General features: G+C 44.9%; 14 protein-coding genes and 1 tRNA gene. 12 read left to right on the forward strand and 3 right to left on the reverse strand.

Annotated elements, in window-relative coordinates; genetic code table 11:
- The first annotated feature begins 46 nt into the window (after positions 1 to 46).
- Positions 47 to 1195, forward strand: coding sequence for a GGDEF domain-containing protein (locus tag ANCC_RS02460; RefSeq protein ID WP_050754293.1), 1149 nt, complete (start codon positions 47 to 49; stop codon positions 1193 to 1195).
- 69 nt (positions 1196 to 1264) lie between these two features.
- Here ANCC_RS02460 and ANCC_RS02465 read toward each other — a convergent pair whose 3' ends face one another.
- The gene (locus tag ANCC_RS02465) at positions 1265 to 1708 is read right to left on the reverse strand and encodes a CYTH domain-containing protein (protein ID WP_009289349.1); all 444 of its coding nucleotides are present in this window, start codon (positions 1706 to 1708) and stop codon (positions 1265 to 1267) included.
- A 126-nt stretch (positions 1709 to 1834) separates the two neighbouring features.
- Between ANCC_RS02465 and trmB the strand changes: the two genes are divergently transcribed.
- The 10 genes from trmB (at position 1835) to ANCC_RS17565 (ending at position 12539) form a co-directional block, all read left to right on the forward strand.
- Positions 1835 to 2470: a tRNA (guanosine(46)-N7)-methyltransferase TrmB gene (gene trmB / locus ANCC_RS02470; RefSeq protein WP_006567595.1), complete on the forward strand. Its 636-nt coding sequence runs from the start codon at positions 1835 to 1837 to the stop codon at positions 2468 to 2470.
- A 48-nt stretch (positions 2471 to 2518) separates the two neighbouring features.
- On the forward strand, positions 2519 to 2647 hold the full coding sequence (locus tag ANCC_RS17775) for a hypothetical protein (protein ID WP_259818972.1): 129 nt from the start codon (positions 2519 to 2521) through the stop codon (positions 2645 to 2647).
- Between the two features lie 11 nt (positions 2648 to 2658).
- Complete coding sequence (gene trxA / locus ANCC_RS02475) at positions 2659 to 2976, forward strand: thioredoxin (RefSeq protein WP_022261269.1); 318 nt, start codon at positions 2659 to 2661, stop codon at positions 2974 to 2976.
- A gap of 149 nt (positions 2977 to 3125) precedes the next feature.
- Positions 3126 to 4907, forward strand: a complete 1782-nt coding sequence (locus tag ANCC_RS02480) for an ABC-F family ATP-binding cassette domain-containing protein (RefSeq protein ID WP_006567593.1) — start codon at positions 3126 to 3128, stop codon at positions 4905 to 4907.
- Positions 4908 to 4920: 13 nt separating this feature from the next.
- A complete protein-coding gene (locus tag ANCC_RS02485; RefSeq protein WP_006567592.1) occupies positions 4921 to 5859 on the forward strand; it encodes a substrate-binding domain-containing protein in 939 nt (312 codons plus the stop codon).
- A 225-nt stretch (positions 5860 to 6084) separates the two neighbouring features.
- Entirely contained in the window at positions 6085 to 7104 is a 1020-nt protein-coding gene (locus ANCC_RS02490) for a Gfo/Idh/MocA family protein (protein ID WP_006567591.1), read from the forward strand.
- An 84-nt stretch (positions 7105 to 7188) separates the two neighbouring features.
- On the forward strand, positions 7189 to 8922 hold the full coding sequence (locus ANCC_RS02495) for a cache domain-containing sensor histidine kinase (RefSeq protein WP_039946762.1): 1734 nt from the start codon (positions 7189 to 7191) through the stop codon (positions 8920 to 8922).
- Between the two features lie 14 nt (positions 8923 to 8936).
- Positions 8937 to 10514 carry a response regulator gene (locus ANCC_RS02500; protein WP_009289345.1) on the forward strand — a complete coding sequence of 526 codons (1578 nt, stop codon included), beginning with the start codon at positions 8937 to 8939 and terminating at the stop codon, positions 10512 to 10514.
- 131 nt (positions 10515 to 10645) lie between these two features.
- Complete coding sequence (iolE, locus tag ANCC_RS02505) at positions 10646 to 11545, forward strand: myo-inosose-2 dehydratase (protein WP_006567587.1); 900 nt, start codon at positions 10646 to 10648, stop codon at positions 11543 to 11545.
- 127 nt (positions 11546 to 11672) lie between these two features.
- Entirely contained in the window at positions 11673 to 12539 is an 867-nt protein-coding gene (locus tag ANCC_RS17565) for an H-type lectin domain-containing protein (RefSeq protein WP_006567586.1), read from the forward strand.
- 285 nt (positions 12540 to 12824) lie between these two features.
- Here the strand turns inward: ANCC_RS17565 and ANCC_RS02515 are convergent, their stop codons facing one another.
- Entirely contained in the window at positions 12825 to 13304 is a 480-nt protein-coding gene (locus ANCC_RS02515) for a C-GCAxxG-C-C family protein (protein WP_009289341.1), read from the reverse strand.
- Between the two features lie 100 nt (positions 13305 to 13404).
- Positions 13405 to 13477, reverse strand: a tRNA-Lys gene (locus ANCC_RS02520).
- A 248-nt stretch (positions 13478 to 13725) separates the two neighbouring features.
- Here ANCC_RS02520 and ANCC_RS02525 point away from each other — a divergent pair.
- Complete coding sequence (locus tag ANCC_RS02525) at positions 13726 to 14889, forward strand: AI-2E family transporter (RefSeq protein ID WP_006567583.1); 1164 nt, start codon at positions 13726 to 13728, stop codon at positions 14887 to 14889.
- Positions 14890 to 14897 lie beyond the last annotated feature (8 nt).

Below are 14897 nucleotides of genomic sequence, written 5' to 3' on the forward strand. Positions count from 1 at the left end.
TTCAGAAATATGTTCTTCCTGTTTTATGGAAAGGGGCTGTAAAGACATGAGGAGGTTATATCAAAAGCTTGGGCCTGCAGTGACCGCTTCGGTTGTGGCAGCCGTTGTGATTCTCTGCAGTCTTTTTAATTTTAACTGGCAGATCCGGTCTGATTTAAGAGGCGGCCGGGAGGATTCGGCACAGTCACATCTGGAGCTCGTTGAAAAAATGGGGAGACTGCTCACTGCTGAACTGGTAGGCACCATGTCCGTTTTGCTGGCAGTTGTGGTGACGGAGCGAAAGAAAGAAAAAAAGCGGCTGGTTCTCATGAAAAATGCCTATCACACGGCGCTCAGCAAGTCCAGTGACCTGTTTTTTGAAGTGGATCTGTCTGCGGATCGGTTAAAGATTCATTCCTGCCGGGTGGAGGGTGTCTGGGAGCAGAGAGATCTGCCGTACAGCGAAATTGTATCATGTTCGGCAAAGAAGTGTGCGCCTCAGTTTCAGGAAGCCTTTACAAAAACTTTCAGCCTGGAGTATATATGGGACGCGATCAAGAAAAGCATCCCTTCTGTCTGTTTTGAGTATGAGGCCGCCGTAAAGGAAGAGGAACGCTGGTATTCTGCAACTCTGGTCCCGGTGTTTACCGGGGACAAGGCTTCGGCAAGGCTGTTTTGTATGGAAAGAGACATCACAGAGCTGAAACAGCAGCAGATCAAGCTGAAGACGTCGGCTATGCTGGATGGATCTACGGGGCTCTATAATAAGAAAACATCAGAGCATATGATCAGGCAGCGCCTGGGAAAACAGAGTGAAGGCCAGAAATATGCGCTCTTTATGATAGATATCGATGATTTTAAAGCAATAAACGACAGCTACGGACATATGGAGGGAGATGCTGTCATTGCCCAGACTGCCCTGCAGCTGAAAAAATTGTTTAGTCCGGCTGATATTACAGGGAGATTCGGCGGCGATGAGTTTATTGTTTTTTTCGATGAGATTTCAGACAGAAAAGAGATAGAGGAAAAGGCAGAGAAAATAAAAGAAATGCTCCGTTCCGCGGGCATGAATGTTTCTTTCAGTGTAGGGATTGCTGTCTCCGAGGGCAGAAACATGACATTTGAAGTACTTTATAAAAAGGCAGACAGTGCGCTATATGCCACAAAACAGCGTGGAAAAGATGGATATACGATTTATACGATGTCTGAAGTCTGACACTGCAATATTACATAATAAAAACCCTTCCTGCGGTGAGTGCAGGAAGGGACATCATATCAAAAGAGTTCATCGGTTAGCCAAATTGTTATTCTGATACCGTGGATCCAATGTTACTTCATCTTCAAACCACTCAGGCCCTTCGTAATCCAGAGCGGCTTCTTCAGACGGAAATTCAACTTCGGCCATCATTAGTCCTTCGTGGTCTCCGTGGAAGATATCCAGTTCAATGGTAAGAGAGCCTGAGGCAGGGATCTGGTAGCGCGTCTTATAGATGAGGATACCGTCGATCTTGCTCTTCAGGTGCTCATAGGCCTGCTTTGTCAGAGGAAATTCATGCTCGGCCCGTTTCATCAGCCCTTTGGACTTATAGGTCAGGATGTAATCATGGTCGAGTCTGCGGATCCGGATCACCGGTTCCATGCACAGATATCCCTGCTCGATCTCGGAGTGGGGATAGGAATCAAGGTCTTTCGGCGGGTCGGTAACAATAAACTTGCGTTCTATTTCCATAGTGCGTTCCTCCTTTTTCCTCATTATATACGCAGCGGAGACAGAATGCAAAGGAAATTGACAACTGAGCAGAAAGCTTTTAAAATGTTTTAGAAACATGAATACAGAGAAGGCGAGGAAGATACAATGCGTTTAAGGAATGTGCCGGGAGCGGCGGATATGATAGCGGCCAGTCCATTTTCCGTCAATCAACCGGAAGAATGGAAAGGCAAGTGGAGGGAATTGTTTGGCAATGACAGGCCGGTTCATATAGAGATCGGTATGGGGAAAGGAAAATTTCTTTTGACATTGGCAGAAAAGAATCCTGACATCAACTATATTGGGATCGAAAAGTTTTCCAGTGTTCTCGTGAGAGCGGTAGAAAAAACGGAAGAGTTCGAGGGGAATAACTTAAGACTGATCCGCATGGACGCGGAGAATCTCCAGGATGTTTTTGCCGAGGGAGAGATTGACCGGATCTATCTGAATTTCTCCGATCCGTGGCCGAAAGAACGCCACGCAAAGCGGAGGCTTACTTCTACGAGATTTTATGAGAGGTATGACCACATCCTTGCGAAGGACGGACAGGTTATTTTCAAAACAGACAACCGCGGGCTGTTTGACTTTTCCCTGGAACAGACGGAGGAAGCCGGATGGAAACTTCTTGACTGTACATTTGATCTGCATCACAGTGAGTTTGCAAAAGACAATGTTATGACAGAATATGAGAAGAAATTTTCTGAAAAAGGCAGTCCAATCTGCCGCCTTACAGCCTGCCGTTAATATTTTTATCCGTATTGCATACTATAATAAAAAAGTGGTAAGATAATTATGAAACAGAAAAAGTGTCAAGTAAAGGTAAATCAATTTTTCTACCAGCATCCAAAGCACAGGAAATGGTTCTGCCGCCTGCTGGCATCGCTGGAAGAGGCAAAAGATTGTTTATGCCGGTCAAGATAAGGAGAATGATTATGGAGTATACGTTTACGAATGAAAATTTCCAGGCAGAAGTGTTAGACTCAGAGCAGCCGGTACTTGTCGATATGTTTGCAACATGGTGCGGACCGTGCAGAATGATGGGGCCTGTTGTGGAAGAACTGGCAAAAGAGTACGAGGGAAGCGTTAAAGTCGGAAAGCTGGATATCGATGAGAACAGTGATATCGCAGGGCAGTACGGCGTGATGTCGGTACCTACGTTCCTGGTCTTTAAGAACGGCCAGGTGGCAGCAAAAGTTGTAGGAGCTGTGCCTAAGGAAGAGTTAAAAGCAGCCGTGGATAAAGCGCGTTAGGGGTCAGGAAATGACTGTATAAAGACGGATGGACGGAACGTAAACCGGCCATCCGTTTTTCTGTGGGTCTGCACCGGGATTTCGTTTGACAAGATGTAAGACAGCAATTAAACTAAAAAACAGATAGTCAAGGAAGAAAAGGTGGATCCATGAATATATTAAACATAGAACATATCAGTAAAACTTTTGGAGATAAGACCATATTCGATGACGTCTCTTTAGGAGTACATCAGGGAGATAAGATCGGAGTGCTGGGCGTCAACGGGACAGGAAAATCAACTCTGTTAAAGATCATTGCAGGACAGGAAACGGCTGACGAGGGAGAGGTGATCTTCGGCAGAGGTATCCGCACGGCTTTTCTCCCACAGAACCCGGAGTTTCCGGACGGGGCAAAGGTGCTGTCTTATGTGACGGAAGGGAAACATGATCCGGATGGGAATGAGCCGGTGAGTGAGGCCAAGACGATTCTTACAAAACTTGGAATCTGTGATTTCGATGAATCTGTGGATCATCTGTCCGGCGGGCAGAAGAAAAGAGCCGCGCTGGCCCGGACCCTTGTGGACCCGGCGGATGTACTGATCCTGGACGAGCCAACCAACCATATAGACAATGACATGGCCCTCTGGCTGGAAGATTATCTGAACCGGTTTAAGGGAGTCCTGATCATGGTGACCCATGACCGCTATTTTCTGGACCGCGTAACCAATAAAATCGCAGAGATAGACGAGGGAAAGCTGTACACCTATGACTCCAACTACTCAGGATTTTTGGCTTTAAAGACACAGAGAGAAGAGATGGAACTGGCCACGGAGCGCAAACGCCAGAGTCTTCTGCGGACCGAATTGGAATGGGTGAAGAGAGGGCCTCAGGGCAGGGGGACTAAACAGAAAGCAAGGCTTGACCGGTATGAACAGCTGAAAAACATGGAAGGCCCCAGGGAAGTCCAGAACGTTGAGATGGATTCTGTGGGCACGAGACTCGGAAAGAAGACGATTGAACTCCATCGGATTTCCAAGGCATACGGGGAGAAAGAGCTCATAAAAGACTTTACCTATATCTTGTTAAGGGATGACCGGCTGGGAATCATTGGGCCGAATGGCTGCGGCAAATCCACTCTGATGAAGATCATAACGGGACGTCTGGCCCCGGACACCGGAGAGGTTGTGACCGGGGATACAGTAAAGATCGGATATTTTGCACAGGAAAATGAAGACATGGAGGACGGCATCCGAGTCATCGACTATATCCGGGATGTGGCTGATTATATTCAGACACCCGGCGGGAAGATCAGTGCGTCTCAGATGCTTGAACGTTTTTTATTCACGCCTTCCATGCAGTACACACCTCTGTCCAAACTTTCGGGAGGAGAAAAGAGGAGGCTCTATCTGCTCAAAGTTCTGATGGATGCGCCGAACGTGCTTGTACTTGATGAGCCAACCAACGATCTGGACATAGCAACTCTGAGAATCCTTGAGGATTACCTGGATTCTTTTCAGGGGATCGTTTTGGCTGTCTCCCATGACCGCTATTTTCTGGACCGCATCGCCGGCCGGATTTTTGCATTTGAGGGCGGCGGTGAGATAAAGCAGTATGAGGGCGGGTATACAGACTATCTGAGAGCAGGAAAACCGGCGGAGGAGCCAAAGCCAAAGGAAAAAACGGATAAGAAATCATGGAAACAGAAAGATACCAGGCTGAAGTTTTCATATAAAGAACAGAGAGAATATGAAACTATAGATGAGGACATTGAACGGCTGGAAGAAAAAATCATATCTGTCGGACAGCAGATGGAGGAAAACGCCAGCCAGTATACAAGGCTCGCAGAACTGACGGAAGAAAAGTCGAAACTCGAGGAGCAGCTCAACGAAAAGATGGAGCGGTGGGTTTACCTGAACGATTTGGCAGAGAAAATTGAATCCCAGAATTCCTGAGAGGTGGATATGAATGAAGAAGAGTAAAAAACATAGCAGGGTAAAGTTTCTGTGTGCGGTTCTTTTGTGTGCTTTGCTCGGTGGAAGCCTGTCTGCCTGCCAAGTGCATGAGTCTGACGAGGCAGAGAATCCTAAGTATGTGATCGGTGTCGTGACAAAATCACGGAGCAGTGAATACTGGATGTCAGTCTGTTCCGGCATGGAAAAAGCGGCTTCAGACCTGGGGGTAAAGGTCATTATTATGTCTCCGGATACGGAGACGGATGAGAAGACTCAGCAGCAGATGATCGGCAGCCTTCTGAAAAAAGATATTGATGCCCTGGCGGTATCCCCAATCAACTCACATAATGCAAAGGGCTACTTAAAAAAGGCGGAAGAAAAAGGGATTCAGGTTGTATCCTATGACACAAAGATTCTCGAGAAGGGAGTTCCTTATATTGGAATCGACAATGAAAAAGTAGGCAGAGAACTGGCCCAATATATGGCGGCACAGATGAAAAAGAAAGGGCTTGTGGGCATTATATCAGGGAATCTGAAACAGAGCTCCCATGCCTCAAGGCTGAAAGGCTTTCGGGACTATATAGATAAAAATACAGACATAAAGATTGCCTTTACCGAAAGCGGATACAGCAATCTGCGGATGCCGGAGAAAGAGATTTCAAGGCTTATGAGAGAACATCCGGATTTAAACGGAATTTTTGCTACGAGCGCCGTGACCGCACTCGGAATCATGGAGTACCTTGGAGACCGGCCGGTGCTGATTGCCACAGTGGATGCCCAGGAGGATGCGCTGGATGCGGTCAAGAAGGGGAAAATCGGGGCTTTGGCTTATCAGCCGGGTTATGAAATCGGCTATGAGACGGTACGCTATATCGTAAACCAAAAAGAAGGAAAAAAGCAGCCTGAACAAAAAATCATTCAGGCAGATCTAAAAATAAAACCACAAAAATAAAAATAGTACATATATCTGAGGACCTTTGGCAGACCAAAGGTCCTTTACTTTCATCTATTAAATAACAGCCGGAATGCGTTACAAAAATATAATATCAAATCTAAAAAAATCCATGGATACGACTTCGGATACCGGAAGGTAAAATAGAACCAAAGGCACAGATTATAAGAGATCAAAGTAGGAAGCTATTGGAAGGCGAAATATCAAAAAAGGAGGGAATATATCATGGGAAAAGTAAAAGTTGGTATTGCAGGGCTGGGGAGATTAGGAAAGCTGCATGCAAATAACCTGGCATTTAAAATCCCGGATGCGGAACTTACGGCAGCCTGTTCGATTGTTCCGGCGGAGCTGGAATATGCAAAAGAACAGCTGGGAGTTGCAGATGTCTATGCAGATTACCGTGAAATGCTGGAAAAAGCAGATATCGATGCAGTTGCCATAGTGACGACGAGCGGGGAGCACTGCTGGCAGATCGAAGCTGCTTTGGATGCGGGAAAGCATGTGTTTTCCGACAAGCCGCTGGGAATAACGGTAGAGGAATGCAGGACAGCCGAGGCTGCTGTGGAACGCCACCCGGAACTTACATTTTTCCTTGGATTTATGCGGCGTTATGATCCGTCTTATGCATATGCAAAGGAAAAGATCAAAGAAGGAGCCATTGGTACACCATATATGGTGAAAGCGGCAGGAATCGATCCGGAAGCCCTGGCAGAAGGAGCGATTAAATTTGCAGCGACCAGCGGCGGGATCTTCATTGATATGGCCATCCATGACATCGATCTGATGCGCTGGTTTCTGGAATCCGATCCCGTGGAAGTATATGCGGCAGGAGCCACATTCAAACATCCGGAGTTTAAGGAAGCAGGAGATGACGAGACCGGTGCGGCAATGTATAAATGCGAAAACGGTGCACTTGGATTTGTGCATGTCGGACGTACTGCGGCACATGGATATCACGTTGAGACAGAGATTGTCGGCACTGAGGGTTCTCTAAGGATCAGTCCGGTACCGGAAAAAAATCTGTGTATGATCTATGATAAAAATGGGGCTGTGAAAGAATGTGTCAGCGGCTTTCCGGAGAGATTTGCAGAGTCTTATCAGCTGGAAATGGCAGAATTCATTCACTGTGTCCAGAAAGGTGCGAAACCGGATGTCACCGTATATGACGGTACAAAATCAACACAGATCGGTTTTGCAACTACAAAAGCCTGGAAAAAGGGAGGCATTGTAAAGATCGAATATTAAAAATCGGTTAGCTTGACACTCTTTGGGTGTCACGTATAATTAGAAAGAGAAGAAGATATCAGGGAAGGGAGAGTGAAGTCTGATATGATACGCAGTATGCGGAGTAAAGTTTTCTTAGCCATCATCAGCATCACATTTTTGACTGCCTCGGCCATCACCCTGATATTTTATTTGAAATCTACTCAGATGATTGAGGACAATTACGGGACAAATCTCTATGGCCGCATTGAGCAGGTAGGGAATGCTTTCGATGATGCCATGAAAGAGATTTATTACATTACGGTACAGGCATCCAACGCAGAAGGGCTTTCCCGGCAGGCAGAAAGCTATCTGAGAACAGAGGATGCAGGACAGCTGGAGAAGATGTCCGGTATGCTGGGAGGATTCAAGAAACGAAACAGTGATATCGGATCAGTCTGTCTGGTTCTTCCGGAACAGAAAGTCATTGTTACATCGGAAGATTATCCGGTTTATGTAAAGAAAGTAGAGGACTCTGTATTAAAGCATATTGCAGAGGTTTCTCTGGAAGACCATCCGGTTATTATCAAAGATCCGGTGAGAAAACAGAATAAAGTGCTGTCTTTTATTGAGCCCGTCATAAAAGACGACGGAAGTGTCCTTGGATTTGTCATGTGTAATGTTGAAGAGAGGGCTGTCTATTATAAGTATCTGGATATTTTAAATGACGGCAGATCTTCAGACGCGGTCCTCCTCAATAAGAAAAATGTCATTGTCTCTACGAAGAATGCCGAATCCATGGGCAAAATTTACAGGAACAGCAATTTCCCCGATATCCAGCAGAACGGCATTTATAATAAAAGTAACCCGGCGGTCATAGGCATCAGCTATAAAACGGCATTCACGGGCTGCAGTTTTTTTATTACGGCGGAGAAGAGTGTCGTATTGAGCGACCTGAATCAGCTGAAATATTTTTTGCTGGCATTTTTATTTCTGTTTCTGGGCATGTCACTGATTCCCGCCTATTTTGCCACGAGGGCTATGTATGAGCCATTGAGGAATTTGACGGCGGCGATGGATGAAATCAGCGCCGGAGAGCTGGATAAAAGGGTTCAGGTCCGCACCAGAGATGAGATTGGACGGCTTTCCAATGACTTTAACAACATGCTGAACCAGATTGAAAAGCTGATCGAAAAGCTGATCAAAGAAGAAGGACTCAAAAAAGATGCAGAGCTGGAAGCACTTCAGTATCAGATTACCCCGCATTTTATGTACAATACTTTAAATTCCATTAAGTTTGCGGCACTTCTGAAAGGGGAGAAGGAACTGGGAGGCCTGATCGGTGATTTTGTGGAGCTTCTGCAGGCAAGTGTCAACAAAAAAGGTACGTTTGTCACAGTCTCAGACGAGATACATATTTTAAAAAATTATATTCATCTCCAGAAAATGAGATATGACGGTCATTTTCATGTGGATTATGAGATAGGGAAAGACGCGGGCAGCTGTTTTGTCCCGCGGCTGATCCTTCAGCCTCTGGTGGAAAACTCTATTTTGCATGGGCTGGATATGAAGATGGACAGCAGCCGGATCGAGATCAGGGCCGTGATCGAAGAAGACTATTTATGTATCAGTGTCAAAGATAACGGAAGAGGAATGACACAGGAACAGATTTATGAGCTGCTGACAAAAAAGACAAAGAAAACCAGCGGCCTGAGCGGGATAGGAGTTGTCAATGTCCGTGAGAGGCTGGAACTGTATTACGGAAATAATGCCGGCCTGGGCTATGACAGTACTTCCGACGGAACAACAGCATATCTGTATCTGCCGGCTTACAAAGACCAGAATCAGTATGCAGTGTGAAAGGAGAAAACGCCATGTACCGAACAATGATTGTCGATGACGATTTTTTAGTGCGAAGTTATCTGAAGCAGCTGGATGCCTGGGAGAAAGCGGGTTACGAGATCACTGCCGATGTAAGGGATGGGGAAGAGGCCTTACATGCAGTCAGGGAGCAGGCTCCCGACGTGATCGTAACCGATATCTCCATGCCGCTGATGGATGGGATCGAACTGATACGCAAGGTACGGGAAATGGGACTTTCTGCATATATCATCGTACTGAGCTGTCATGATGATTTTAATTATGTGAAAGAAGCTATGCGCCTTGGTGCAAATGAATATGTGCTGAAAAATTCTCTGGACGAGGATTCCCTTTTTGAGGTGCTGAAAAATGCGGAACACCATATGAACAGCCTAAAGAAACGAAACAGTGAAGAAGAACGGACAAAAAAGCTGATCGAGGCCGGAAGCCAGTCTTTGAAGATCCGATTTTTTAACGAGATTGTGGCGGGAGATATGAGCTCTAAAGAGCGGGAAGAAAGGCGCATCGAGGCGGGGATTAAAGGAAAATATATCAACAGTGCGGTCGTCAACATGTTTATCCCTGCCTGGATGGTTATCAAAGACAGCCAGTCACCGGCTGAGTCGGAACAATACGCCGCAGGGTTCATAGAGCGTCTGTCTGCTCAGCTTCAAATGCTCCTGGGAGAGGAGCACAGCAGGGCCGAGACAGTTTCTCTGGGAGGAGGCATCTTCTGCTGTTTTCTGGATCTTTCTGATCTGAGCAGGAGCAGTGTAATGAAGCAGAAACTCACGAGTGTGGCCTCTGCCTGCTTCAAGTGCTGCCGGGAGGAGATTTTTGACTACGATATTGCAGTCAGCAATATCTGCATTGGAGAAGGGGGCATACGTCAGGCATATCAGCAGGCAAGAGAGACCATTAAGCTTAGTTTTTATGAGGACAGAGATATTTTATATTTTGACAGCCAGAAGACCATTGGGACCAAGATGCCGGAGTGCGCACAGGAACTTTTAAATCATGTGAGGGATTATGCGGCAGGAAGAAAAGAAAAAGAGATGAAAGAAGAGTTTTTTCGTGTGATAGAAGCATGCCGGGAGACAAGGACGGACCCAAAGATCATTTTCCGGTGGATTCGGAAATTAGATACGGCAGTGGGGACAGAGCACAGTCAGGAAGAACTGTTTAAACTCACTCATGTGGATCAGCTTTCTGATATCTTTAAGGATTACAGAAGCAGAATATTTTTGGGTACAGGAAAAAAAGTCCCCGAAAATGCGGGGACACAGACGAGACAGGCAGTGCAGTATATTCGTGAACACTTCAAAGAGCAGATCGGGCTTCAGGAGGTTGCAGATGCTGTAGGACTGAATTTTGCCTATCTTAGTTATCTGTTTAAACAGGAAATGGGGATCGGCTTTTCGGGATTTCTTCTGGAACTCCGTGTAGAGTATGCAAAAGATCTTCTCAAAAATACAAGCTACAAGATTAAAGATGTTGCAGTGGAATCGGGATTCAACGATTACCACTATTTCTCAAAGGCTTTTAAACGGTTAAATGGGGTCAGCCCGGCAGAGTACCGCAGGAAGTTCTAAAAATAAGACACGAAATCGGGAACATCTATTTTTAGTACAACAAAGCTAAAAATATTCCCGATTTTTTTGAGCTTCTTCCATGGTATCCTTTATTCAGATCATATAAAGAACACGGATAAAGGAGAAGTGCTATGTTTAACAAAGAAAAAGTAAAATTAGGAATTGCCCCGATCGCATGGACAAACGATGACCTCCCGGATTTGGGAAAAGAAAACACGTTTGAACAGTGTGTCAGCGAGATGGCTTTGGCAGGATTTACCGGCTCAGAGGTGGGGAACAAATATCCGAAGGACCCCGAAGTGCTGAAAAAAGCTTTAGAGCTGCGGGGAATTGAAATCTGCAATCAGTGGTTTTCGTCTTTCCTGATTACGAAACCATTTGAAGAAGTGGAGAAAGATTTTCGTGCACAGCTTTCCTTCTTAAAGGCTATGGGAGCAAAGGTCATCGGAGCATCCGAGCAGAGCCACAGTGTACAGGGAATGACGGACACGCCCATCTTTGGACATAAGTATGTGATGAATGATGAGGAATGGGAGACATTCTGCACGGGTATGAACAAACTTGGGAAAATCGCAAAAGAAGAGTACGGCATCAGCCTTACTTTCCACCATCATATGGGAACCGTGGTGCAGGACCCGGATGAGGTTGAGCGGATGATGGCAGATACAGATCCTGCATATGTCAGCCTTTTATTTGACACAGGACATTTTACATACTGCGGCGCCGATCCTCTGGAAATGGTGAAAACTTATGTGGACCGCATCAAGCACGTACACTTAAAAGATATTCGTCCGGAAATCGTAGAAAAAGTAAAGGCAGAAAACCTGAGCTTCTTAGACGGTGTGCGTATGGGAGCATTTACTGTGCCGGGAGACGGATGCATCGACTTTGATCCGATCTTTAAGGTGCTGGAAAACGCAGGATATGAGGGATACATGCTTGTGGAAGCAGAACAGGACCCGGCAAAGGCGAATCCACTGGAGTATGCGCTGAAAGCAAGAAAGTTTATTGCGGAGAAAACCGGATTATAAAAAATAAAATGATTTATAAAATACTGCTGGATGGCATCCGGCAGTATTTTTTTTGCCCATAATGTCCGGTAGAGCTGTGGTATGGTTTCTAATATAGAACATATTGTGGAAAGAGGGGTAATAAATTATGAAACTTTGGGAGAATACAGCGCTTACGGAAAAGGGTACAGCGCTGCAGAATAAACTGTTTGACGGACAGACGTTAAAAATTACAGGGGCAAAGGCCGGAGCAGGAGAGGTGCCTTCTGTGAATCTGAGGCAGCAGACACAGATCACCGACGAACGGCAGGAAATTACACTGCAGCCGGTACGGACAGAGGACGGCAAAGCCGTGATTCCTGTACTGCTGGAAAATATAGAGGTGAAGGAAAGCTATGAACTGCATCAGGTAGGATTTTATGCACAAGATCCGGAGGAGGGAGAAATTTTATACTGCATTGCACAGACTTCGGAGGGAAAGAAAATTCCATCAGCGGCAGAAAGTCCGGGATTTTCCATCACATGGAACTTTTGTTTTCAGAATTCAGATACGGCACCGTTTGAGGTCGTTTTGGACTCGGCGGGACTGGTTGGGGTTGAGCAGCATAAAAAACTTTTAGATTCTGTTGATGAAATAAAAAACAGAATATATGAATTAAGCTCTGAGTTAAATAAAAAAGCAGATTCCACTGTTGTGTCACAAGGGCTCGCAGGGAAGGCAAATCAAACTGATTTGAATACACTTTCTTCTCAGGTCAACAACGTAAAGAATATGAAAATTGTTACAGGAAACGGACCGATTACAGTGGGACCATATGGGAACGCAGATAAGTGGGTGAATTTCCCTTCAACATTTTCGTCTCCGCCAATCGTTATCATCAGTAATGCATACAGTTCTTACAGCAGAGGTTTGGCAGCAGTAGATATCACAAAGACAGGATTTAATGCAAGAGACTCCAATATGGGAAGCGGAACGACAACATTTTATTATAGCTACGTAGCCATAGGAAAATAATACCTGAAGTTACCTGCCTGTTTAAAGGAGGCCTTCTACGGCAAATATGATGTTCATTTTCTACATGATTGGAGTGAGGCATTCTAAGAGCCGAACGGAAATCATGTAGAAAATGTTAAATAAAAGACCCCGCATGCCTGCGGGGTCTTTCAATGAAAAGAGAGGATTAAAATATATATGAAAAACTATGTCTTAAGTATATCAGCTTTATGTGCGAATACAATGTATAGAAACTAAACAATTCTAAACATCCTATAAACAAATATTAAGGAAAACTTGTGATTCTTATGAAAGGATCGGGTGATTCCTGATATATTCTTCCATAATGTAAGCAGCACAGCCGACGATCTGTTCGCATGGGCGCTTCCGGTAATAGTCTTTTGTGCGCTCTTCCGGAACATAAGATTCTTTTTTTTGATCAAGTCCCAGCAATTCACGGCATACGATGGAACCGTTTAATTCTTCAAATGAGCGGGCGAGTTCCTGAATCCGTTTGTAGTGCTCTGTCTTTGAGGAACGGTCTTTCGGTGAGTCGTATCCGTACAAAATTCCCGCAGTGAGAAACATACCGCTGACAGAGCCGCATACTTCCCGGAGTCTTCCCATGCCTCCGCCAAAAGAAGAACTGAGCTTGAGGGCAGTGTGCCGGTCTATGCCGTACAGATCTTTGAAAGCCAGAAAAACTGACTGAGAACAGTTGTATCCTTCTTTAAATAAATTCATCGCCTTTTGGGCATATTGACTGGAAGTGAGATCAATGTTCATAGGGGGCTCCTTTTCTTTTGTGCCGGTTCATACAGTTTTCATTTTACGAAATAAAAAAACACCATCCCCAGCCCCAAACAAGCCAAAAATAGTGTTTTAATACGCGATGAGGGGCTCGAACCCTCGACACCCTGATTAAGAGTCAGGTGCTCTACCAACTGAGCTAATCACGCTTATTTCATGATGCGCTGCATTTTCAACGCAAGAATTATTATATATGATGTTTTCCATAATTGCAAGTAAAAATTGAAAATTTTTTTGTATCTTTTTGTCGATGACAATAATAAATGTATTTGTGATGCAGAAGTCATTGAAAAGACCGGGTTCAAAAGGCGCCGGACCCTATACTTTTCTGTGTCTTTGTGCTAGAATAAAGCCAAAATTCGATTGTGACCTGAGGATAATAGAAGGAGTGTAAGAATTGAAAAACAATAAATTTGAATCCAATAAAAAATATTTTACCATATCGATTTATTCGATTGTTGTAATCCTTATCGGGTGTATAATATTCCGCCTGGTCAATAACTGGGCGTCTACGGTCGGGATTCTCACGGATCTATGGAATACGATTTTCCCATTTTTTATTGGTTTTCTGATCGCATATGTGATGAACCCTGTCGTTACCTTTTTTAACGAAAAAGTCTTTTCATCATTATTCGGTGAAAAACGAAAAAGATTATGCCGTGCATGTGCGATCCTCACTACTTATATCATATTAGTCGGAGCACTAACGATCTGTCTGATCTTTATCGTACCTCAGCTTTATGACAGCATTAAGGAACTGTCCAGCCAGATTCCGGTCATTTCAGACCAGATCATGGGACTGCTGGATCACTACAAGGAAAGCGGTTCCGGAGTATTCCCGGCCGAGCTGATGGAAACACTGGAGACCAAGAGTCTGCCGAAGCTGGTGCAGCTTTCCAATCAAATGCTCACAGAAGCCATTCCGATGCTGTACAATTTTTCGGTTTCATTTGTAAAATGGCTGTTTAATCTGTTTATTGCTTTCGTAGTGTCCATCTACATGACGGCCGATAAGCAATTATTGAAAAGTGCCTGCCGAAGACTTATTTTTGCAGTATTTCCTTATGATGCAGCGGTTCCGGTCATTCATGGGCTGAAAGAGTGCCATAATATTTTTTCCGGCTATATCATTGGAAAGTCACTGGATTCCCTCATTATCGGGTTCCTCTGCTTTTTGCTTATGAGTCTTTTAAACCTGCCGTATACCGTGCTGATCAGCGTTATTGTCGGGGTAACCAATATGATTCCTTATTTTGGACCTTTTATCGGGGCCGTTCCGGGCGCATTTATTCTTTTTATTGTAAGCCCATATAAAACACTGATTTTTCTTGGAATGATCCTGGTGCTGCAGCAGTTCGACGGACTGGTGCTGGGACCGAAGATCCTCGGTAATTCTACGGGAGTCAGGCCGATCCTGATCCTCTTTTCCATTACAGTCGGAGGAGCGTATTTCGGACCTTTGGGTATGTTTTTAGGAGTGCCGTTTTTTGCGGTGGTCCAGTATCTGGTCAACAACTGGGTCAATTACAGATTATACAAAAAGAATCTGGATATCGAGTAGGAGGCATA

The organism is Anaerostipes caccae L1-92, assembly GCF_014467075.1.
Classification (GTDB): domain Bacteria; phylum Bacillota; class Clostridia; order Lachnospirales; family Lachnospiraceae; genus Anaerostipes; species Anaerostipes caccae.